A 20,326-nucleotide genomic window follows, 5' to 3' on the forward strand; every position below is an offset into this window, starting at 1 on the left:
CCCTTGGCGGAACCGCCGCATGACGATCGAAATCAAGATGCTGGCCTGGTCCATCGCTCTAGGCCTGGCGTATGTGCTGGTGGCTGCCTGCCTCGCCACGGCGCAACGCGGAATCACATGGAACGCGGGCAACCGCGAAGGCGACGCCAAACCGCTGGTCGGTGTGGCGGCGCGCGCCGATCGTGCCAGCCGGAATTTTCTGGAAACCTTTCCCTTCTTCGCCGCCGCGGTGCTCGCCGTGGTGCTGAGCCACCGCAACACGGACCACACGGCATTGGGTGCCCAGGTGTATTTCTGGGCGCGCGTGGCGTACTGGCCGGTGTACGCGGCGGGCATTCCCTACCTGCGTACGGCGGTATGGATTGTGGCTTTCTGGGGGTTTCTGCAGGTGCTCGAAGCGCTTTTCTAGAACCGCCTCATCCGGTGCGGATTCGGATACCGGCCGGCCGGCGCGGGCTAGATCAGCAGCCACGCCGAGTGCAGTAACAGCACAACCACGCTGATCCCCAGCCGCATGCGGCGATACCTTTGTGACCACAGCGGGTCGCGTAAATCGATCAGCAGCCAGATCAAAAAGCCGCCGGCCAGCAGGGCCAGCGCCGGCAGTGGCCTGTGCGCCAGCAGCAGCGCGGCAAAACCGATCAGGCTGGGCAGCACGGCTTCGCCATAGCGATAAGCGGATACGACGGTGGCCAGGCCGCGGCCCCAGCGTGCGCCGCCGAGAAAGCTCAGAATGACGGCGGCGTAGGCAATAAACGCCGTGAGCGCGACATCGTGCCAGCCCGGCGCAAGCGCAGCCAGCGCCAGTGCGCCGATGAACGGCAGCAGCCCGCTCCAGCCAAGGGCGAGCATGCCGCGGGGAAGTGGTCGTGTGTCCTGCATGGTCATTTCAGCGTTCCTGGGAAAAATTCGGTCGATCGCGATTTTGCCGCAGTATGGCGCCCGTTTCCGGTGAATCTTGCCACGCCTTGGCAGCGGATATCCGCCCCTTGGGTACGTACGCAGGCAGTCCTCTCCGGCACGATGGGCCGCCAGTTCCGCTTCGCTTAGTCCGGAGGGTGCTCTGCGGTTTCGGCCTGGTGCACGTTTGCCTGTTCGATAGTGCCTGTCGGCATGGGAATGCACTATCAACCTCGTCTGCCTGCCAGTCACCAGCGCCAGCGCGGGACTGCAGCACTGGCTATTTCCGGTTTGCATCCGGTAGCCGACTGAGAGAGGATCGGGGCATATCGACGACGCCTTTGTCGGCCCGTCGATAACGCCGCGGGCACCGGCGATTGGCCCCGTCTCGCCTTACGCTGGCTGGCAGTCGTGCCACGGTGGGCCGAGCCGTGAGTCACATGGGATCAGCGCTGCTGCAGCGGATCGGAATTTATCGTGCGCGGACTGCCGCAGTGAATCAGCCGTATCGACCGTCCGCCAGCGCTGCACATGGCGCGCGTCGCGTCGATCAACGTGATGATTTGTTCTGCGGCAGCGCATGCGTCGACAACGCACCGGCCGCATTGTGCGCCGCGTTGCAAGGGATGGCTTTTCTGTCCGTGCGAACGGACGGCCGAACCTGCTCACGCTTGCAGAGCGCGCCGTCGTGCACGAACCGGTATCGCATCCGAAAAACCACTTCCCCGTTCAGAGCGCCGACCCGGATCGGCCGTTCAAGGTTTCCGGTGATTTTCCATTCGATCACCGGAGTCACAGCGGCGCGGACTGTCCCACGCCGTATCACGCAGTCGCCAAGTAAAGCGGCCGCTATCGCCAAGGAGTTTTACATGAACACGCATTTCGAACGTACCGGCCCCCTCACAGAAATCAGCAGCTACCCGCAGTGGGCACAGGACATGATTGCCGACTGCCAAAGCACCAAGCAAACCGTGCTGGATCACGAACTGTGGGTGATGATGCGCGAATGCACTCTGGGACTTACGGCCACTACCAATTTCATGGTCGGCATCTGGCCGTTTATCGAACGATTCCCGAGTTACATGGCCCTCAACTTGCTGAAGACGCAGTACGGCCGTAGCAAGGGCGAGGACATGGCGCGACGCTGGCTCGTACGCAACATCCGCGTTGAACAGAATCACGCGGAGTATTGGCTGAACTGGGGCGAGGGTGCCGGGATCTCACGCGATGTGCTTCTGCACGGTGCCGCGCCGCAGGGTACCGATGGGCTCGCCAAGTGGTGCGAGGAAATCAGCAAGAGCGGCACATTGGCAGCGGGTATGGTTGCCACCAACTACGCCATTGAAGGGGTTACCGGTGAGTGGTCGCACTTTGTCTATCAGAGTACAAAGTACCGGGAGAGCTTCGAAAAGTCCGAAAGGGCCTCCAGTCTGCGTTGGTTGCATCTCCATGCTGACTACGATGACACACATCCGTGGGAGGCTTTGGAGATAGTCTGTACGTTGTTGGGAACCAATCCTCTGCCGAGCGAAGTGGCTCACTTGGGTGAATGCGTCAAGAGAAGTTACGTGAGCATGCGTATTCTTGGCGATAAGTGCCTGCAGTCGCGGCAGGATTTGTGGAGGGTCAACGAAGCTGCAGCCTGACTTATCGGTCCAGCCAAGTTGCTGCGTGTGAGAGTCATGGGTTTCCCCTGATGGAAGATTATTCGGATCATTGGAGATATGCCTAGCACGCACGCCGCCTTGAGAAGCCCCCTGCGTCGACGTCTTATGCCGCTTGCCTACGGGTTGGTTGCAATTGTCGGATTCATTCTGGTGCTCACTTGGTTTGCTATGCAGGTCCAGGTCACTCTCGCTGGTTTTCTTAACAGCGAGAGTGTTTGGTCCAAGGCCCAGAAACAGTCGGTCATCGACCTTGGCAATTACGCCATTGATGGCAATCCGGCTTCGTTGACTGCATTTGAAAGTAATTATTCGCTCATCAACTCTGATCGCCTGGCGCGTGACGCCATTGCCCGGGGCAATTTCGACAGTGGCGAAGTCGATCGGGCGTTTATCCGTGGCAATGTCATGCCCTCGGCAAAGTCCGGCATCATTCTCATGCTTGAGTATTTTTCCGGCGCGCCGCACATGCGGGAGGCGCTGGCGGCCTGGCGCTCTACCGATCAGCCGATCGAAGAGCTACGAAAAATCTCCCTGCAGCTGCAGCGTGAATATGCAGCGACGTCGATCAATCGTGAGCGCATTGCCGAACTGCAGAAGCGTGTGCGGGATCTGAATGTTTACATCGAGCCGCGCACCAATCAATTTTCTATCGAGATAGCCCATGGCGCGGTCTGGATCGGCCGCGTACTGTTTTCCAGCGTACTGGCTGCGGCCATTCTTGCGGCTCTGCTATGGTTGCGTATGGCGCGCCGTATTCTCGCGAGCGTCAAGGGTAGCGAGGAGCGCTACCGCCTGGTATTCGACAGTGCGGCGGACGCCATCGTGATGGTGGACGAAGACAGCGGGCGAATACTCGACGTTAACCGCGCGGCCAGCGAATGGACCGGACGTCGTTGGGATGAATTGGTCGGTGATCGCTTCGTGCACCTGTTCACCCAGCAGATCTCCCGCAAGGAAGGCGGGCCGGCGATCAACGCGCTGCTCAATGCCGACGGCAGCAAGCGCCCGGTCGAAACGCAGAGCAGCCTGGTCGACTGGAGCGGTACGCCGGTACGGCAGGCGATCATCCGCGATATCTCCGAGCGAGTGGCGATGGAGCAGGAGCGCCGGGTGGCGGCCGAGGCGCTGGCCAGCATTGTCGAGGGAGTGATCATTGCCGACGCCGACCGGCGGGTGGTGTCGACCAATATGGCGCACACCGGCATCACCGGTTTTACCACGCGCGAGCTGTTGGGCAAGCCTTTCGAGGACACCCGCACCTTGCCGGATGGCTCCCCGCTGCCGCTGTCGATCTGGAAAAACATCGCGGCCGGGCACAACTGGCTCGGCGAAGTGCAGAGCACGCGGCGCGACGGCAGCACCTATCCCGAGCAGCTGAGCATCAGCGCAATCCGCGATGCGGACAACAACGTGCAGTATTACGTGGCGGTGTTCACCAACATCTTCTCCAGCAAGGCCAACCAGCGCCGGCTGGAGCATCTGGCACGGCACGATCCGCTCACCGGCATGGTCAACCGCTCGGAGTTCGAGCGCCACTGCAGCGAGGCCATTGCGGTGGCCGCGCGCGAGCGCATGGCCGTCGCCGTGCTGTTCATCGATCTGGACGCATTCAAGATCGTCAACGACAGTTACAGCCACGCCATCGGCGATCGTTTGCTGGTGAAAGTGGCCGAGCGGATCAGCCAGCAGCTGGCCGAAGGCGATATGGCCGGGCGCATCGGCGGCGATGAATTCACCGTATTGCTGCATCGTCTGAGCCTGCGTGAAGACGCTCGCCCGATCGTCAACCGGCTGCTGGCGAGTCTCTCTGAACCGTTCGTGGTCGATGAATACGAAATTTTTCTGAGCGCAAGCATCGGCGTGGCAGGATTTCCGCTGGACGGCACTGACGCGTCATCGCTGATCGCCAACGCCGACGCGGCGATGTATGCGGCGAAAACCCAGGAGCGCAACGCTTATCGCTTCTATTCGCCGATGATGCATGCCAATACCCGCAAGCGGCTGCAGCTCGCCAGCGAGCTGCGGCAGGCGCTGTCCCGCGACGAGTTCTATCTGGTCTATCAGCCCAGCGTGGAAATGCGCACGGGTCGTATCGTGGCAGTGGAGGCGCTGCTGCGCTGGCAGCATCCCGAGCGCGGCGAGGTATTGCCGGGTGAATTCATTCCGATGGCGGAGAGTCTGGGCATGATCCGGCGCATCGACGAATGGGTACTGCAGGCCGCGTGCGCGCAGATTCAGGCGTGGGATCTGGCCGGCGTCCCGGCGATCCGGGTGGCCGTGAATATTTCCGCGCGCTGGTTCGGTCAGCCGGCCTTTGTCGAAGGCATCAGCCGCACGCTGCAGGCGCGGCATATTTCGGCGCGGCGGCTGCTGCTTGAGATCACCGAGAGCGCGATGCTGCGCCTTGGTGAAGATACCGAGCGCACGATGCACATGTTGCATACCTTGGGCATCGACGTGGCGATCGACGATTTCGGCACCGGCTATTCCTCGATGTCCTACCTGAAGCTGCCCGCGGTTGCATTTCTGAAAATCGATCGCTCCTTTGTCACCGGTTTGCCGGACAACGCCGGTGACGTCGCGATTGCCGAAGCGATGCTGGCCATGTCGAAAGCCTTGGGCCTCACGACGATTGCCGAAGGCATCGAAACCGAGGCGCAGCATGATTTTCTGGTGCGCGCCGGATGCCTGGAAGGGCAGGGTTACCTGTATTCCTATCCCGTTGGCCCAAACAAGATCGAGCGCCTGTTGCGCCCGAGCGCGACGCTGGGAACCACCAAGCTTCGGCTCGTACCGCCGAAGCGAACGTAAATACAGTTTTACGCTGCAGCCGCGGCTTCCCGCGATGAAACCTGCAGCGGCGCACAGTGCCGGTTGAGCCATTCCAGATCGGCGTCTTCCAGCAGCGGGCTGAGCGCGGCGCGCACCTTGGCGTGATAGTCGTCGAGCCAGGCGCGCTCCTCCGGATTGAGGAGGGAAATTTCCAGCGCGTTGCGATCGAACGGGCACAGCGTCAGCGTTTCGAACGCATAGAACTCACCGAATTCGGTGGTATCCGCTTCGATCACCACGGCCAGGTTTTCGTGGCGTATGCCGTGGCGGCCGGGCTTGTACAAGCCTGGTTCGATCGAGCTGATCATGCCCGGCTCCAGCGCCACCAGCGCGCTGCCGGAAACCGGCGGACGGATGCCGTGCGGGCCCTCATGCACGTTGAGGAAGTAGCCCACGCCGTGGCCGGTGCCGTGGCCGTAATCCATGCCCGAGGCCCACAGCGGCGCCCGCGCCAGCGCATCGAGCTGCGGGCCGCTGGCGCCTTTGGGAAAGCGCGCGCGGCTCAGCGCGATCATGCCCTTCATCACCAGCGTCGCGTCGCGTCGCTGTTCGTCGGTGGTCGAGCCCAGCGCCAGCACGCGGGTGATATCGGTGGTACCGCCCTGGTACTGGCCGCCGGAGTCGATCAGCAGCAGGCCTTTGGCCTGCAGGCCGCTGTGCTGCTCGGGCGTGGCGCGATAGTGCGGCAGGGCGCCGTTGGCCTGATAGCCGGCGATGGTGTCGAAACTCTTGCCGACGTAGCCGGGCTGGATCGAGCGCTCCTCATATAAAAGCGTGTCGACATCCAGCTCGGTCAGCGCCATGCCGGCGGCGAGACGCTGTTCCAGCCGGCGGAAGGCGCAAACCAGCGCGGCGCCGTCGCGGCGCATCACTTCGCGCACGTGGTCGAGCTCGGCGCTGCTCTTGCGCGCCTTCATGGCGGTGCTGGGGTTGGCGGCCTCGATGCGCTTGACCGCCGCCGGAATGGCGGCGTCGATGGTGCTGACGATGCGGCCGCTGTCCAGCAAGAGACTGTCCTGCGCGCCCAGATCGGCGAGCGCGGAGGTGATCGTGGCGTAATCGGCGATCGCAATACCGTCGGCGGCCAGCGCGCCGACGAGTGCATCGCTGAGCTTGCCGCGGGCGACAAACAGGGTGCCGCGGCCGCTCGCATCGATCAGCATATGGGCCAGAAAGACCGGGTTGCACTCGACGTCGCTGCCGCGCAGGTTGGTCAGCCAGGCGATATCGTCGAGGCTGGATATCAGGTGATGCGTGGCGCCAAGCTTGCGCATGCTTTCGCGCACGCGGGCGAACTTTTCCGCGCGAGGGATCACCGCAAAGGCCGGGTCGTGAGCCACCACCGGTGCGGTGGGCAAGGCCGGGCGGTCGCTCCAGATCGCGCCCGGCAGATCCAGATCCGTGCGCAGGCTGGCGCCGCTTTCCTTCAACTTTTTCTCGATCTGTCGCTGCGTGCTCACGGCCACGCTGTCGCCGGCAATCGCCAGCACGTCGCCCTCGTGCAGATTTTTCTGCAGCCAGACGAGATGTTCGGCCGCGTGCGGCACCTGCAGCTTCATCAGCGAAATGCCGGTACCGGCCAGCTGCTGCTCGGCCTGCGAAAAATAGCGGGAGTCGGTCCACAGGCCGGCGTGGTCGGCCGTAACGATCAGCGTGCCTGCCGAACCGGTGAAACCGGACAGCCACGCGCGTGCCTGCCAGTGATCGGGCAGGTACTCGGAAAGATGCGGGTCGGCGCTGGGCACGAGCACGGCGGCCACACCGTGCTGCTGCATGGCGGCGCGCAGGGCGGCCAGACGGTCGGGAATCGAGGGGGAGGGTGGATTGGTCATCAGGTCATGCTAGCAGGCGATATGCCGCCTTTTCACGCGCGGCGACAGCGCCGTGGATGAATTAAATCGGTCGATTGTTGAATGCTCTCTCGCAGCGGGACGGTTCTGCCGCTAAAATGCCTATTTCCAGCACGGCTACTTTCCATGACCCCCCTGATTTTTGTCACCGGCGGTGTGGTGTCCTCGCTTGGCAAGGGCATTGCTGCGGCTTCACTGGCCTCGATTCTGGAAGCCCGCGGGCTTTCGGTCACCATGATGAAGCTCGACCCCTATATCAACGTGGACCCGGGCACCATGAGCCCGTTCCAGCACGGTGAGGTCTACGTCACCGACGACGGCGCCGAAACCGACCTCGACCTTGGCCACTACGAGCGTTTCGTCAACACCCGCCTCGCCGGCAAGAACTCCATCACCACCGGCAAGATCTACGAAAGCGTGATCCGCAAGGAGCGCCGCGGCGATTACCTTGGCGCCACCGTGCAGGTGATTCCGCACATCACCGACGAGATCAAGCACTGCATCCACGAGGCCACGCGCGGCTATGACGTGGCGCTGGTGGAAATCGGCGGCACCGTTGGCGATATCGAGTCGCTGCCGTTCCTCGAAGCCATTCGTCAGCTGCGCATCGAACACGGCCCGGAAAAGGTGGTGTTCATGCATCTCACCCTGGTGCCATATATCAAGGCCGCCGGCGAGATTAAGACCAAGCCGACGCAGCATTCGGTGAAGGAGCTGCGCTCGATCGGTATTCAGCCAGACATCCTGCTGTGCCGCAGCGAGCAGGCGCTGCCCGAGGGCGAGCGCCGCAAGATCGCCCTGTTCACCAACGTGCCGGAGCAGGCGGTGATCAGCGCCGTCGACGTCGACGTGATCTACAAGACGCCGCTGTGGCTGCACAGCCAGGGCCTGGACGACATCGTGGTGAAGCGCCTCGGCCTGAACGCCAAGCCGGCGGATCTGTCCGCGTGGCAGCGCACGGTCGACGCGGTGGTGAATCCGAAAGACGAGATCACCGTCGCCATTTGCGGCAAGTACGTCGAGCACAAGGATGCCTACAAATCGCTCGGCGAAGCCCTGCGCCACGGCGGCATCAAGCAGCAGACGCGGGTCAATCTGAAATGGATCGATTCGGAGCAGATCGAGGCCGACGGTGCCGCGGCGGTGCTTTCCGATGTCGATGCCATTCTGGTGCCGGGCGGCTTCGGCAAGCGCGGCTTCGAGGGCAAGATTCTGGCCGCCCGCTACGCGCGTGAGCACGGCGTGCCGTACTTCGGCATCTGCTACGGCATGCACGCGGCGGTGATCGACTTTGCCCGCCATGTGGCGAATCTGCCCGAGGCCGATTCCAGCGAGAACGACCGCAATACGCCCGATCCGGTGATCGCGTTGATCACCGAATGGACCACCGCCACGGGCGAAATCGAACAGCGCAGCGATCGCTCCGACCTCGGCGGCACCATGCGCCTGGGCTCGCAGGCGTGCCGCCTCAAGGCCGGCACGCTGGCACGCGAGCTTTACGGCCAGGATGTGATCGCCGAGCGCCATCGCCATCGTTACGAGTTCAACAACCGCTACCGCCAGGCGTTCGAGGACCTGGGTCTGGTGATTTCCGGCAAGTCGATGGACGACCTGCTGGTGGAAATCGTCGAGCTGTCGCCGCAGGCGCACCCGTGGTTCCTCGGCTGCCAGGCGCATCCGGAGTTCACCTCCACGCCGCGCGACGGCCATCCGCTGTTTATCGGTTTTGTCCGCGCCGCGCGTGAGTACAAGGCCGTGCGCGACGGTCATCGTCTGGCCCAGCAGGAGTCCGTGGCATGAAATTATGCGGTTTCGAGATCGGCCTGAACCATCCGCTGTTTTTGATCGCCGGCCCGTGCGTGGTCGAGTCCGAACAGCTGCAGCTGGACGTGGCGGGCAAGCTGAAGGAGATCACCGGTAAGCTCGGCGTCAACTTCATCTTCAAGTCCAGCTTCGACAAGGCGAACCGTTCGTCCAGCGAGAGCTTTCGCGGCCCGGGGCTGGAAGAAGGCCTGCGCATTCTCGGCGAAGTGCGCCGCCAGATCGGCGTGCCGGTACTCACCGACGTGCACGAGTACACGCCGATGGACGAGGTCGCCTCGGTCGTCGACGTGCTGCAGACGCCGGCCTTTCTGTGCCGCCAGACCGACTTCATCCAGAAGGTGGCGCGCGCCGGCAAGCCGGTGAATATCAAGAAGGGCCAGTTTCTGGCGCCGTGGGACATGAAGCATGTAGTCGCCAAGGCCAAGGCCGTGGGCAACGACGACATCATGGTGTGCGAGCGCGGCGCGAGCTTCGGTTACAACAACCTGGTGTCGGACATGCGCTCGCTCAGCGTGATGCGCGAAACCCAGTGCCCGGTGGTTTTCGATGCGACCCACTCGGTGCAGCTGCCGGGCGGCCAGGGCGCCAGCTCCGGCGGTCAGCGCGAGTTCGTGCCGGTACTGGCGCGCGCGGCGGTGGCAGTCGGCATTGCCGGGCTGTTCGCCGAGACGCATCCAGATCCGAGCAAGGCGCTTTCCGACGGTCCGAACGCCTGGCCGCTGGGCAAGATGGAAGCGCTGCTGGAAACGCTGATGGCGCTCGATGCCGTCACCAAGCGGCACGCCTTTCTCGAAGATTCGCTCTAAGCGCTGTCGCAAGTTTTTTGCGCGCGCGACACCTTTCGTTAGCACCGTCCAGATAGGAACTCCATGACTACCGATATCACCCGCATTCACGCCCGCGAAATCCTCGATTCACGCGGCAATCCCACGCTGGAAGCCGAAGTCACCCTGAGCGACGGCAGCTTTGGCCGCGCCGCGGTGCCGAGCGGCGCATCGACCGGATCGCGCGAGGCGGTCGAGCTGCGCGACGGCGACAAAGCCCGCTACGGCGGCAAGGGTGTGAAGAACGCGGTGGCCAACGTCAACACGACGATTGCCGATGCGCTGAAGGGTTTCGATGCACTCGACCAGAAAGGCCTCGACGCCAAGCTGATTGCGCTCGACGGTACGCCGAACAAGGGCAAGCTCGGCGCCAACGCGCTGCTCGGCGTGTCGATGGCGGCCGCGCATGCGGTGGCCGCGTCGCGCCGTGAACCGCTGTGGAAATACCTGTCCAATGGCAAGCCGGGCGCGCTTCCGGTGCCGATGATGAACATCATCAACGGCGGCGAGCATGCCGACAACAATATCGACGTGCAGGAGTTCATGGTGCTGCCGGTCGGCCTGCCGACCTTCGCCGAGGCGCTGCGCGCCGGCGCGGAGATTTTCCATGCGCTGAAGAGCGTGCTGCACGGCCGCGGCCTGAGCACGTCGGTGGGCGACGAAGGCGGTTTCGCGCCAAACCTGCGTTCCAATGTCGAGGCGCTCGACACCATCCTCGAAGCGATCGGCAAGACCGGTTACAAGGTCGGTAGCGAGATCCTGCTCGGGCTCGATGCCGCCAGCTCGGAGTTCTACAAGAACGGTAAATACGATCTGGCCGGCGAAGGCAAGCAGTACACCTCCGAACAGTTCGTCGACCTGCTGGCCGGCTGGGCCAAGCAGTATCCGATCGTCACCATCGAAGACGGCATGGCCGAAGGCGACTGGGACGGCTGGAAGCTGTTGACCGACGCCATCGGCGACCGTATCCAGGTGGTTGGCGACGATCTGTTCGTGACCAACCCGGCGATCTTCCGCGAAGGCATCGACAAGCACATCGCCAATTCGATCCTGATCAAGGTCAACCAGATCGGCACGCTGTCCGAAACGTTGGAAGCCATCGCGATGGCCGATGCAGCCAGGTATTCGGCGGTGATCTCGCACCGTTCCGGCGAAACTGAAGACACCACGATCGCCGACATCGCCGTGGCCACCACGGCAACCCAGATCAAGACCGGTTCGCTCTGCCGCAGCGATCGCGTGGCCAAGTACAACCAGCTGCTGCGCATCGAAGAGCAGCTGGGCGCCGCCGCGCGCTACGCCGGTCGCGACGCGTTCCCGAATCTCAGCAAGCTGCCCGGCTGAGCGGGGCGTTTGACTGCCGATGCTGCGCTGGGTCGCCCTGGTTTTGCTCCTGATTCTGGTCGGACTGCAGCTGAAGCTGTGGTCCGGCGCGGGCAGCATGCGCGACGTCGACAGTCTGCGCATCGCGGTCAAGAAACAGACCGATGAAAACGATCGTCTGACCCAGCGCAATCAGGCGCTGGGTGCCGACGTGCAGGATCTCAAGCACGGCGACCAGGCGGTCGAGGCGCGCGCGCGTACTGAGCTTGGCCTGATCAAGCCGGGCGAAACGTTTTATCAGGTTGTCGAGGCGCCGGCTGCGGCCTCGTCGGCGCAGCCCGCAGCGGCGTCTACGGCGGCGCAAGCCGGCCAGCCGTGAGCGCGATGTCGCTCTCTACCGATTCTTTTTGGTGCGTGGTGCCGGCCGCCGGTCGCGGCACGCGGGTCGGTGGCGACTGTCCCAAGCAATATCTGCCGCTGGCCGGGCGCGCGCTGATTCTGCACACGCTCGAACGCCTCGCCGCGCATCCGCGCATCGCCGGACTGCTGGTGACGCTCGGCTCGTCGGATGCGCAATGGCCTGGGATCGATTCCATGCAAGGCAAGCCGGTGCTCACCGCTGTGGGCGGTGCCGAGCGCAGCGATTCGGTGCTGGCCGGACTTGAAGCTTTGCCATCGGACGTGGGCGCCGATGATTTCGTACTGGTCCACGATGCGGCCCGGCCGTGCGTGCGGCAGGCCGATATCAGCCGGTTGATCGATCTTTGCACGGCGGTCGACGGCGGCCTGCTCGGTGCGCCGCTGCGCGATACGCTCAAGCGCGCCAACGACGCCTCGCGCAGCATGGCCACCGAGCCGCGCGACGAGCGCTGGCGTGCGTTTACGCCGCAGATGTTTCGTCGCGGCCAGCTCATCGCGGCCTTGCGCGATGTCGCCGCACGCGGCGCCAGGATCAGCGACGAGGCGATGGCGATGGAGCAGGCCGGCTTCGCGCCGTTGCTGGTCGAAGGTGCCGAGGACAATATCAAGGTGACCACGGCGGCGGATTTTGCGCTGGCCGAGTTTCTACTGGCGAGAACCGCATGATGCGTATCGGTAACGGTTTCGACGTGCACGCGTTCGGCGAGGGTGACCACGTGACCCTCGGCGGCGTACGCGTGCCACACACCCATGGCGTGATCGCGCATTCGGACGGCGACGTGGTGATCCACGCGCTGTGCGACGCGATTTTCGGCGCGCTGGCGCTGGGCGATATCGGCGTGCATTTTCCGCCGAGCGACGAGCGCTGGCGCAACGCGGACAGCCGCCAGTTTCTTCGTCATGCGGCCACGCTGATGGCGCAGCATGGTTATGCCCTGGGCAATGCCGATATCACCGTGATCGGCGAGAGACCGAAAATTTCGCCACACGCGCTGGCGATGCGCGAATGCCTGGCGGCGGATCTGGATAGCGACGTGGGCCGCATCAGCGTCAAGGCCACCACGACCGAGAAGCTCGGCTTTACCGGCCGCAGCGAAGGCATTGCCGCGCAGGCCACCGTTCTGCTCGAGCGCCGCTGAGCGCTCGTTGACATCATTAAATACCGGCGTGGCCGGTGGAGCGTCATGTCCGAATTTGAAGAGACTCCCGTTGAAGCAATGCCGCGCGATTCCGCCGACAGCGCATCGATCAACGCGCCGCTGCCGTGGGCTTACGGCGCACCGCCGCTGAAGGCACAACTGCGCAGCACGCCCGACGATTTCCGGGTCGAGGAAGTGCTCGGTTACGACGCCGACGGCCAGGGCGAACATGCGCTGCTGTGGGTGGAAAAACGCGGGGCAAACACCGACTGGGTGGCCAGAGAGCTGGCGAAATTCGCCGGCGTATCGCAGGTCGCTGTGGGCTACGCCGGCATGAAGGATCGGCACGCGGTGACGCGGCAGACGTTTTCCGTGCAGCTGGCGGGCAAGCCCGATCCGGACTGGTCGACTTTCCCGCATGTCGAGGTGAAAGTGCTGGCCGCCACGCGGCATTCGCGCAAGCTCAAGCGCGGCGCGCTGCGCGGCAACAGGTTTGTGCTGGTTCTGCGCCAGGTGCAGGGCGACCGCGAGGCCGCCGAGCGCGTATTGCAGCAGATCGCCAAGCGCGGCGTGCCTAATTATTACGGCGAGCAGCGCTTCGGTCGCGAAGGCGGCAATGTGGCGCAGGCGCGCGCGATGTTCGCCGGGCGCCGCGTGGAGCGCGACAAGCGCTCGTTCCTGCTTTCCGCCGCCCGTTCGCAGATATTCAACAGCGTGCTGGCCGCGCGCGTCGAAAAACAGGCGTGGGATACGCCGCTCGATGGCGAGATCTGGGCGCTGGCCGGTTCGCGCTCCTGGTTCGGGCCGGAGCCCTTCAATGATGTGCTGGCCGAACGGCTGGCGCGTTTGGACATCCATCCGTCCGGACCGCTGTGGGGACAGGGCGAGCTGCCTAGCAAGGATGTCGCCGGCGCACTGGAGCAATCCATCGCCGAAAGTTACCGCGATCTGGCCGCCGGTCTGGTCGCCGCTCGCATGGATCAGGAGCGCCGCCCACTGCGGCTGGTACCGACGGATCTGAAATGGCGCTGGCTCGATGACGAGGCACTGGAGCTTTCCTTCGAGCTGCCGGCCGGCGCGTACGCCACCGTGGTGATGCGCGAACTGGCACAGAGCTGACTGCTATCAAGTAAAGGTGCAGTCTCGGCTGGTGAGATTAGCCTGAGTTAGCATGGCCCGTCCGCATAGAGAAATGCGTAATGGGGGCCGAAATGGACGATAAGGGTTCTATAGCCGATTCGTGTTCGGGCGAATCGCTTGCGGCGGCGCAGTTCTTTGCTCACTCCACCGAGCGCGAGGACAAGGGCGACTGGCAATCGCTTCAGGAACATTTGCTATCTGTCGGGGAACTTGCCGCCAGTCGCGCGGCTTGGTTTGGGGCTGGGCCGCTCGCGCGTATCGCAGGGTTGTTGCACGACCTTGGCAAGTACACCCGTGAATTTCAAATGCGGCTTTGCGGTCAGTTTTCGCGCCTGGATCACGCCACCTGGGGCGCGCGCATCGCTTGCCAGCGTTACGGCGCGCTTGGGCGTCTGTTGGCGTACGGGATCGCAGGGCATCATGCCGGACTGGCCGACGGCGCTTTTACGGATTCGCTCAAGCGCAGCCCCCTCAAGCAGCGCCTGGAGACCAGTCCAGAGTATGAGCTGTTGCCGCAGTGGGAACGCGAGATCGCTCTGCCTGCCATGAGCGAGCTGTCGCCACCGGCGGGCTTTACCAGGCTGCCCGATCGCTGGGGTTTCCAGCAGGCCATGCTGGGCCGCATGCTTTTTTCCTGCCTTGTCGACAGCGATTTCATTGATACGGAAAACTTCTATCGCGCGTTACAGGGCAAGCGTTCGGCGCGCACCGCCAAACGCCCCACGCTGGAGGCGCTGCGTGCGCAGCTCGATCGCCACCTTGCTGGTTTTTCCCGCGAGGGCACGGTCAACGTGCTGCGCGGAAAAATACTGGGCCATGTGCGCGAACAAGCCGCGCTGGACCCGGGGCTGTTTTCACTTACCGTACCGACTGGCGGGGGCAAGACACTGGCCTCGTTGGCTTTTGCCCTGGATCACGCCATCAGCCACGGCCTGCGCCGGGTGATCTTTGTGATCCCGTTTACCAGCATCGTCGAGCAGAACGCCGCCGTGTTTCGCCAGGCGTTTGGCGATCTGGGCGACGAGGCTGTGCTGGAGCATCACAGCGCGTTTGTGGACAACCCGGATCGTGCGCCGCAGTCAAAGGAAAAGTTGCGCCTGGCGATGGAGAACTGGGATGCGCCGGTCATTGTCACCACGGCGGTGCAGTTTTTCGAAAGCCTGTTCGCCGACCGTCCCGCGCGTTGCCGCAAGCTGCACAATATAGCCGGCAGCGTGGTGATCCTTGACGAAGCGCAAACCCTGCCGCTGAAGCTGCTGCGGCCAACCGTGGCGATGATCGGCGAGCTGGCCCTGAACTATCGCACCAGCATCTTGCTGTGCACCGCCACCCAGCCCGCGTTGACGGCGGGCGATGGCTTTCGCGAAGGCCTCAGCGGCGTGCGCGAGCTGGCGCCCGATCCGCATGGGTTGTACGAGTCGTTCCGGCGTGTTTCCGTACGTCACGCCGGTGTGCTCGACGACGCGGCCCTTACCGATCAGCTGCGCCGGCGCGAGCAGGTGCTGTGCATCGTCAATAACCGACGCCATGCACGCGCCTTGTACGAGTCGATTGCCGATCAGACCGGTGCGCGTCATCTGACCACCTTGATGTGCGCCAGACATCGCAGTGAAGTGCTAGAGGAGATACGCGAAGACCTTAAGGTGGGCGTTCCTTGCCGGCTCGTTTCCACGTCCTTGATCGAGGCTGGCGTCGATGTCGATTTCCCGGCTGTACTGCGCGCGGAGGCCGGGCTGGATTCCATCGCCCAGGCTGCCGGCCGCTGCAATCGGGAAGGGCGCCGCTCGCGCGCATCCAGCGAGGTGCTGGTATTCGCCCAGCAAGGCGACGATTGGGCGCCGCCACCGGAATTGAAACAGTTTGCCCAAGTGTTCCGCGAGGTGCAGCGCAAACACCCGGGCGATCTGCTAGCGCTGGCGGCCATCGCCGATTACTTCAAGCTGCTGTACTGGCAGAAGGGGCCACAGGAACTCGATGCGCCGAATCTGATGGGCTTGCTTCGCGAGAGCCGGCCGGAAAGCCTCCCGTTCGAAACGCTGGCCAGCAAGTACCGAATCATGGACGCCGCCCAGCTGCCCGTGATCGTGCCTTTCGACCAGGAGGCGAAAACTGCCTTGCGCGAGCTGGCGTTTGCAGAGGGCTGCGGCGCGATTGCGCGTCGCCTGCAGCCCTATCTGGTGCAGCTGCCGCGGCAAGGCTATCAGGCGTTGCTGGCAGCAGGGGCCATTGTTGCGATACGACCGGATCGCTACGGGGATCAATTCATGCAGTTGGCCAACCCCGATCTCTACCATCCCAAATTCGGTTTGCATTGGGATGATCCGGCGTTTCTGTCCGCCGAGCGCCTGATCGTATGAGACACGGTAGCGCTCAATTTTTTCCCATCAGGAAAGCGAGTAGAGGGGGATGCTTCAATGGCATACGGCATAAAACTGCATATCTGGGGCGAGCGGGCCTGCTTCACTCGGCCCGAGATGAAAGTGGAGCGCGTTTCCTACGATGTGATCACGCCATCGGCCGCGCGCGGCATCCTGGAGGCCATTTACTGGAAGCCGGCGATCCGTTGGGTGGTGGACTCGATCCAGGTCTTGAAGCCGATCCGTTTCGAGTCGGTCCGTCGCAACGAGGTGGGTGGCAAGCTTTCTGCTGCGAGTGTGGCCAAGGCGATCAAGGCCGGTCGCACGGATGGCCTGCACGCCATCGTCGAGGAGGATCGCCAGCAACGCGCGGCCACTGTCCTTCGCGAGGTGGGCTATGTGATTGGCGCGCACTTCGAGCTGACCGACAGGGCGGGTGCGGAGGGTTCGGTCGGCAAGCATCTGGATATCTTCAATCGCCGTGCACGCAAGGGGCAGTGTTTTCAGGCGCCTTGCCTGGGCACGCGCGAGTTTCCCGCGCATTTCCAATTGCTGGAGAACGACCAGCATTTGTCGTCGCATGAGGCGCTGGCGGGCACGCGCGATCTCGGCTGGATGCTGCACGACTTCGATTTCGCCGATGACATGAGCCCCCGCTTCTTCCGCGCGCACATGGTCGATGGCCTGATCGCCGTTCCATCGCTGGTAGGCGAGCAGGTCAAGTCATGATCCTGCAAGCGCTCAACGATTATTACCAGCGATTGCTGGAACAGCGGGTGGAAGGTGTTGCCTTGCCTGGCTACAGCTCGCAGAACATTGCCTACGAGATTCTTCTGGCACCGGACGGTAGCGTGGTGCAGGTCAACGATATCCGTGATACCTCGGGCAAGAAGCCGCTTCCGCGTGTGCTGAGCGTGCCGCAGCCAGAGAAACGCACCGTCGGCATCAAGTCCAATTTCTTGTGGGACAAGACCAGTTATGTGCTGGGCATCAGCGCCACCAGCAAGCGTGCAGATAAGGAGCATGAGGCTTTTCAGGCTCTGCACCGGGAATTATTAGCCGACAACGGCGATGAAGGGTTGCAGGCCTTGCGGGCGTTCCTGCAGCACTGGACGCCGGAGCATTTCGTCGCCCCGCATTTCCTGCCGAAAATGCTGGACACCAATATTGTTTTTCGTCTTGATGGCGAACACGCCTACCTGCATGAGCGGCCCGCGGCGCAACGACTGTGGTCAAAGCAGCAAGCCGGCAACGATGCAAAAGTAGGGCTATGCCTGGTGACTGGAGAATCGTTGCCTCTGGCGCGGCTGCATCCAGCGATCAAGGGCGTCAATGGCGCGCAAAGTGCTGGTGCGTCGATCGTTTCGTTCAATCTGGACGCCTTCGCCTCTTATGGCAAAAGCCAGGGCGAGAACGCTCCGGTGTCCGAGCAGGCCGCTTTTGCCTACACCACGGCACTGAACCATCTGCTCCGGCGCAGCGAGCACAATCGTCAGCGCTTGCAGATTGGCGACGCCAGCGTGGTGTTCTGGGCGCAGGCCAGCGATGCCCGACAGGCCAAGGCTGCGGAAAACTTGATGGAGCATTTTTTCAATCCGCCGCCGGATGATGATGCGCAGGAAACCGGCAAGCTGCGTCTTGCCTTGGAGGCGGCAAGCCAGGGACTGCCATTGCAGCAAGTGGGCGAGGATATTGACGACGCAACACAAATCTTTGTGCTGGGGCTCGCGCCCAATGCCTCGCGTCTTTCGATACGTTTCTGGGAAGTGCAGTCGTTGGGCCTGTTTGCCCGGCATATGGCGCAGCATTTCACCGATCTGCGTATCGAGCCATCGCCTTGGCGCACGCCGCCACCGGTGTGGCGACTGCTGCTTGCCACCGCGCCCACGCGCGATGGCAAGTCCAAGAGCGAGGACGTGCCGCCGCAGTTGGCTGGCGAACTGACCCGCGCCATTCTGACGGGGCGCCGCTATCCGCGCAGCCTGCTCGGCAACATCATCATGCGCATGCGTGCCGACGGAGATATTTCCGGGACACGCGTGGCGCTGTGCAAGGGAATCCTGGCGCGCGAACGCCGCCTGGGTGTCATGGGAACTACGGAGGACATGCCTGTGAGTCTGGAAAAAACCAATACTGACCCAGGGTATCTGCTGGGGCGTTTGTTTTCATCGCTGGAGAATATACAGCGCGCTGCGCTGGGCAAGCAGATCAACGCCACCATCCGCGACCGCTATTACGGTGCGGCATCGGCGACGCCGGCCAGTGTATTTCCGGTGCTGGTGCGTCATGCGCAGCATCACCTGAGCCGTCTGCGCAAAGACAAACCAGGCCTTGCGGTGAACTTGGAGAAGGAGATCGGCGAGATCATCGACCTGCTTGGCACCAGCTTTCCGCGCAGCCTTCGCATCGAAGCCCAGGGCCATTTCGCCATCGGCTATTACCACCAGTCCCAGGCGCGCTACGGCCGCAACGACGGACCGGACACTACTGAAATTGCATCCGAGCAAGGAGAAGCTGCATGAGCGTCATCGCCAACCGCTACGAATTCGTCTATCTGTTCGACGTTACCAATGGCAATCCCAACGGCGATCCCGATGCCGGCAACTTGCCCCGGCTCGATCCGGAAACCAATCAGGGCCTAGTCACCGATGTCTGCCTCAAGCGCAAGCTGCGCAATTATGTGTCGCTGGAGAAAGAGGGCGCACCAGGGCACGCCATCTACATGCAGGAAAAGTCGGTGCTCAACCAGCAACACGAGAAAGCGTGGAAGGCATTGGATATTCCCGCCGATGCCAAGGATGCGTACAAAAAGCTTCCCAAGGATGAAGCCAAGGCACGTGAGCTGACGGCCTGGATGTGCCAGAACTTCTTCGACGTGCGTTCGTTCGGTGCGGTGATGACGACCGAGGTTAATGCGGGCCAGGTGCGCGGTCCGATCCAGATTGCCTTCGCCACTTCGATTGATCCTGTCGTGCCGATGGAAGTCTCTATCACACGCATGGCGGTGACCAACGAAAAGGACCTGGAAAAGGAGCGCACCATGGGCCGCAAACACATTGTGCCTTACGGTCTTTACCGGGCGCACGGTTTCGTTTCGGCCAAGCTGGCGGAAAAAACCGGGTTTTCCGAAGACGATCTGGAACTGTTGTGGCGCGGGCTGACCAATATGTTCGAACATGACCGCTCGGCCGCGCGCGGCGAAATGTCGGCACGCAAGCTGATCGTGTTCAAGCATGACAGTGCCTTGGGCAATGCTCCGGCGCATCAGCTCTTCGATCTGGTTAATGTCACGCGCAAAGACGGCGAGGTGGCGTCGCCGGCACGGCAGTATGCCGATTACCGGATCGATGTGGCGCGCGACCGGTTGCCGGTCGGTGTGACCTTGCAAGAGCTGCTCTAGCGTCACGTTATCTGATGCACGACGAAGCAGCCATCCCGATCTCGGCATTGCAGCACTATTTGTTCTGCCCGCGGCAGTGCGCCCTGATCCATCTCGAGCAGATATGGGCGGAGAATGTCTACACTGCCGAAGGACGGCTGCTGCATGAACGCAGTGATCGGCCTGCCAGTGACAAGCGTCGCGGCGTTCATACCGCTACGGCGCTGCCGATTTCAAGCGATCAGCTTGGCATAACCGGTATTGCCGATGTGGTCGAATTTCGCGTCGATGGCGATGTGAGGCGGCCCTACCCGGTGGAGTATAAGCGAGGTCGCCCCAAGGCGCATCGGGCCGACGAGGTGCAGCTCTGCGCCCAGGCACTTTGTCTGGAAGAAATGTTGGGTGTGAGCGTACCGGAAGGCGCGCTGTTCTATGGCAAAACGCGTCGCCGCCAATTGGTGCCGTTCGATGCAGGCCTGCGTGAACTCGCGTTGCAGGTGATCGATGCCGTACGCGACATGCTGGGAAAACGCCTTACACCTGCGGCGCAGTACCTTCCGGCGCGGTGCGATACCTGCTCGCTGCTGGAGCTGTGCCGCCCAAGGGTGTTGCCGGCAGGCCGTCAGGTTCGGAACTGGTTGCAACGCCAGCTCGACAAGGAGTGAATTGCG

General features: G+C 62.9%; 18 protein-coding genes. 15 read left to right on the forward strand and 3 right to left on the reverse strand.

Going from position 1 to position 20,326, the window contains the following annotated elements:
• Window positions 1-19 precede the first annotated feature (19 nt).
• The gene (locus ACDK93_RS08465) at window positions 20-409 is read left to right on the forward strand and encodes an MAPEG family protein (RefSeq protein ID WP_458072154.1); all 390 of its coding nucleotides are present in this window, start codon (window positions 20-22) and stop codon (window positions 407-409) included.
• A gap of 47 nt (window positions 410-456) precedes the next feature.
• Here ACDK93_RS08465 and ACDK93_RS08470 read toward each other — a convergent pair whose 3' ends face one another.
• Window positions 457-888, reverse strand: coding sequence for a DUF3429 domain-containing protein (locus tag ACDK93_RS08470; RefSeq protein ID WP_458072155.1), 432 nt, complete (start codon window positions 886-888; stop codon window positions 457-459).
• A gap of 562 nt (window positions 889-1,450) precedes the next feature.
• Window positions 1,451-1,687: a hypothetical protein gene (locus tag ACDK93_RS08475; protein WP_458072156.1), complete on the reverse strand. Its 237-nt coding sequence runs from the start codon at window positions 1,685-1,687 to the stop codon at window positions 1,451-1,453.
• Window positions 1,688-1,769: 82 nt separating this feature from the next.
• On the opposite strand from ACDK93_RS08475, the gene ACDK93_RS08480 reads away from it, so the two are divergent.
• Together ACDK93_RS08480 and ACDK93_RS08485 are read left to right on the forward strand one after the other, a co-directional pair.
• On the forward strand, window positions 1,770-2,546 hold the full coding sequence (locus ACDK93_RS08480; RefSeq protein WP_458072157.1) for a TenA family transcriptional regulator: 777 nt from the start codon (window positions 1,770-1,772) through the stop codon (window positions 2,544-2,546).
• Window positions 2,547-2,672: 126 nt separating this feature from the next.
• Complete coding sequence (locus ACDK93_RS08485) at window positions 2,673-5,378, forward strand: putative bifunctional diguanylate cyclase/phosphodiesterase (protein WP_458072158.1); 2,706 nt, start codon at window positions 2,673-2,675, stop codon at window positions 5,376-5,378.
• A gap of 8 nt (window positions 5,379-5,386) precedes the next feature.
• Here ACDK93_RS08485 and ACDK93_RS08490 read toward each other — a convergent pair whose 3' ends face one another.
• Entirely contained in the window at window positions 5,387-7,231 is a 1,845-nt protein-coding gene (locus tag ACDK93_RS08490; protein WP_458072159.1) for an aminopeptidase P family protein, read from the reverse strand.
• A 144-nt stretch (window positions 7,232-7,375) separates the two neighbouring features.
• On the opposite strand from ACDK93_RS08490, the gene ACDK93_RS08495 reads away from it, so the two are divergent.
• The 12 genes from ACDK93_RS08495 to cas4 all read left to right on the forward strand — a co-directional run bounded on the left by ACDK93_RS08495 (window position 7,376) and on the right by cas4 (window position 20,320).
• Window positions 7,376-9,049, forward strand: a complete 1,674-nt coding sequence (locus ACDK93_RS08495; RefSeq protein WP_458072160.1) for a CTP synthase — start codon at window positions 7,376-7,378, stop codon at window positions 9,047-9,049.
• Entirely contained in the window at window positions 9,046-9,879 is an 834-nt protein-coding gene (gene kdsA, locus ACDK93_RS08500) for a 3-deoxy-8-phosphooctulonate synthase (protein WP_458072161.1), read from the forward strand. Before ACDK93_RS08495 ends, kdsA begins: the two co-directional genes overlap by 4 nt.
• A gap of 63 nt (window positions 9,880-9,942) precedes the next feature.
• Entirely contained in the window at window positions 9,943-11,241 is a 1,299-nt protein-coding gene (gene eno / locus ACDK93_RS08505; protein ID WP_458072162.1) for a phosphopyruvate hydratase, read from the forward strand.
• 19 nt (window positions 11,242-11,260) lie between these two features.
• Window positions 11,261-11,599 (forward strand): cell division protein FtsB, encoded by a 339-nt coding sequence (gene ftsB, locus ACDK93_RS08510; protein WP_458072163.1) that lies wholly within the window; start codon window positions 11,261-11,263, stop codon window positions 11,597-11,599.
• 5 nt (window positions 11,600-11,604) lie between these two features.
• A complete protein-coding gene (gene ispD / locus ACDK93_RS08515) occupies window positions 11,605-12,306 on the forward strand; it encodes a 2-C-methyl-D-erythritol 4-phosphate cytidylyltransferase (protein WP_458072164.1) in 702 nt (233 codons plus the stop codon).
• Window positions 12,306-12,779 (forward strand): 2-C-methyl-D-erythritol 2,4-cyclodiphosphate synthase, encoded by a 474-nt coding sequence (ispF, locus tag ACDK93_RS08520; protein ID WP_458072392.1) that lies wholly within the window; start codon window positions 12,306-12,308, stop codon window positions 12,777-12,779. Before ispD ends, ispF begins: the two co-directional genes overlap by 1 nt.
• Window positions 12,780-12,857: 78 nt before the next feature.
• A complete protein-coding gene (gene truD, locus ACDK93_RS08525; RefSeq protein WP_458072393.1) occupies window positions 12,858-13,898 on the forward strand; it encodes a tRNA pseudouridine(13) synthase TruD in 1,041 nt (346 codons plus the stop codon).
• Between the two features lie 92 nt (window positions 13,899-13,990).
• On the forward strand, window positions 13,991-16,276 hold the full coding sequence (locus ACDK93_RS08530; protein ID WP_458072165.1) for a CRISPR-associated endonuclease Cas3'': 2,286 nt from the start codon (window positions 13,991-13,993) through the stop codon (window positions 16,274-16,276).
• Window positions 16,277-16,333: 57 nt separating this feature from the next.
• Window positions 16,334-17,005, forward strand: coding sequence for a type I-C CRISPR-associated protein Cas5c (gene cas5c, locus ACDK93_RS08535; RefSeq protein ID WP_458072166.1), 672 nt, complete (start codon window positions 16,334-16,336; stop codon window positions 17,003-17,005).
• Window positions 17,002-18,798 carry a type I-C CRISPR-associated protein Cas8c/Csd1 gene (gene cas8c / locus ACDK93_RS08540; protein WP_458072167.1) on the forward strand — a complete coding sequence of 599 codons (1,797 nt, stop codon included), beginning with the start codon at window positions 17,002-17,004 and terminating at the stop codon, window positions 18,796-18,798. The genes cas5c and cas8c overlap by 4 nt, the downstream gene beginning before the upstream one ends.
• Window positions 18,795-19,676, forward strand: a complete 882-nt coding sequence (cas7c, locus tag ACDK93_RS08545) for a type I-C CRISPR-associated protein Cas7/Csd2 (RefSeq protein ID WP_458072168.1) — start codon at window positions 18,795-18,797, stop codon at window positions 19,674-19,676. The genes cas8c and cas7c overlap by 4 nt, the downstream gene beginning before the upstream one ends.
• Before the next feature lie 14 nt (window positions 19,677-19,690).
• Complete coding sequence (cas4, locus tag ACDK93_RS08550; RefSeq protein ID WP_458072169.1) at window positions 19,691-20,320, forward strand: CRISPR-associated protein Cas4; 630 nt, start codon at window positions 19,691-19,693, stop codon at window positions 20,318-20,320.
• The last annotated feature ends 6 nt before the right edge of the window (window positions 20,321-20,326 follow it).

The organism is Rhodanobacter sp. BL-MT-08, assembly GCF_054161255.1.

Bases quoted from the DNA above. Each gene is read 5' to 3' on its own strand.
- ACDK93_RS08490 (WP_458072159.1), bottom strand. From the start codon at position 7,231: ATGACCAATCCACCCTCCCCCTCGATTCCCGACCGTCTGGCCGCCCTG.
- cas4 (WP_458072169.1), top strand. From the start codon at position 19,691: ATGCACGACGAAGCAGCCATCCCGATCTCGGCATTGCAGCACTATTTG.
- kdsA (WP_458072161.1), top strand. From the start codon at position 9,046: ATGAAATTATGCGGTTTCGAGATCGGCCTGAACCATCCGCTGTTTTTG.
- ACDK93_RS08495 (WP_458072160.1), top strand. From the start codon at position 7,376: ATGACCCCCCTGATTTTTGTCACCGGCGGTGTGGTGTCCTCGCTTGGC.
- ACDK93_RS08480 (WP_458072157.1), top strand. From the start codon at position 1,770: ATGAACACGCATTTCGAACGTACCGGCCCCCTCACAGAAATCAGCAGC.
- ACDK93_RS08470 (WP_458072155.1), bottom strand. From the start codon at position 888: ATGACCATGCAGGACACACGACCACTTCCCCGCGGCATGCTCGCCCTT.
- cas8c (WP_458072167.1), top strand. From the start codon at position 17,002: ATGATCCTGCAAGCGCTCAACGATTATTACCAGCGATTGCTGGAACAG.
- cas5c (WP_458072166.1), top strand. From the start codon at position 16,334: ATGGCATACGGCATAAAACTGCATATCTGGGGCGAGCGGGCCTGCTTC.
- cas7c (WP_458072168.1), top strand. From the start codon at position 18,795: ATGAGCGTCATCGCCAACCGCTACGAATTCGTCTATCTGTTCGACGTT.
- ftsB (WP_458072163.1), top strand. From the start codon at position 11,261: ATGCTGCGCTGGGTCGCCCTGGTTTTGCTCCTGATTCTGGTCGGACTG.
- eno (WP_458072162.1), top strand. From the start codon at position 9,943: ATGACTACCGATATCACCCGCATTCACGCCCGCGAAATCCTCGATTCA.
- ACDK93_RS08485 (WP_458072158.1), top strand. From the start codon at position 2,673: ATGCCGCTTGCCTACGGGTTGGTTGCAATTGTCGGATTCATTCTGGTG.
- ACDK93_RS08465 (WP_458072154.1), top strand. From the start codon at position 20: ATGACGATCGAAATCAAGATGCTGGCCTGGTCCATCGCTCTAGGCCTG.
- ispD (WP_458072164.1), top strand. From the start codon at position 11,605: ATGTCGCTCTCTACCGATTCTTTTTGGTGCGTGGTGCCGGCCGCCGGT.
- ispF (WP_458072392.1), top strand. From the start codon at position 12,306: ATGCGTATCGGTAACGGTTTCGACGTGCACGCGTTCGGCGAGGGTGAC.
- ACDK93_RS08530 (WP_458072165.1), top strand. From the start codon at position 13,991: ATGGACGATAAGGGTTCTATAGCCGATTCGTGTTCGGGCGAATCGCTT.
- truD (WP_458072393.1), top strand. From the start codon at position 12,858: ATGCCGCGCGATTCCGCCGACAGCGCATCGATCAACGCGCCGCTGCCG.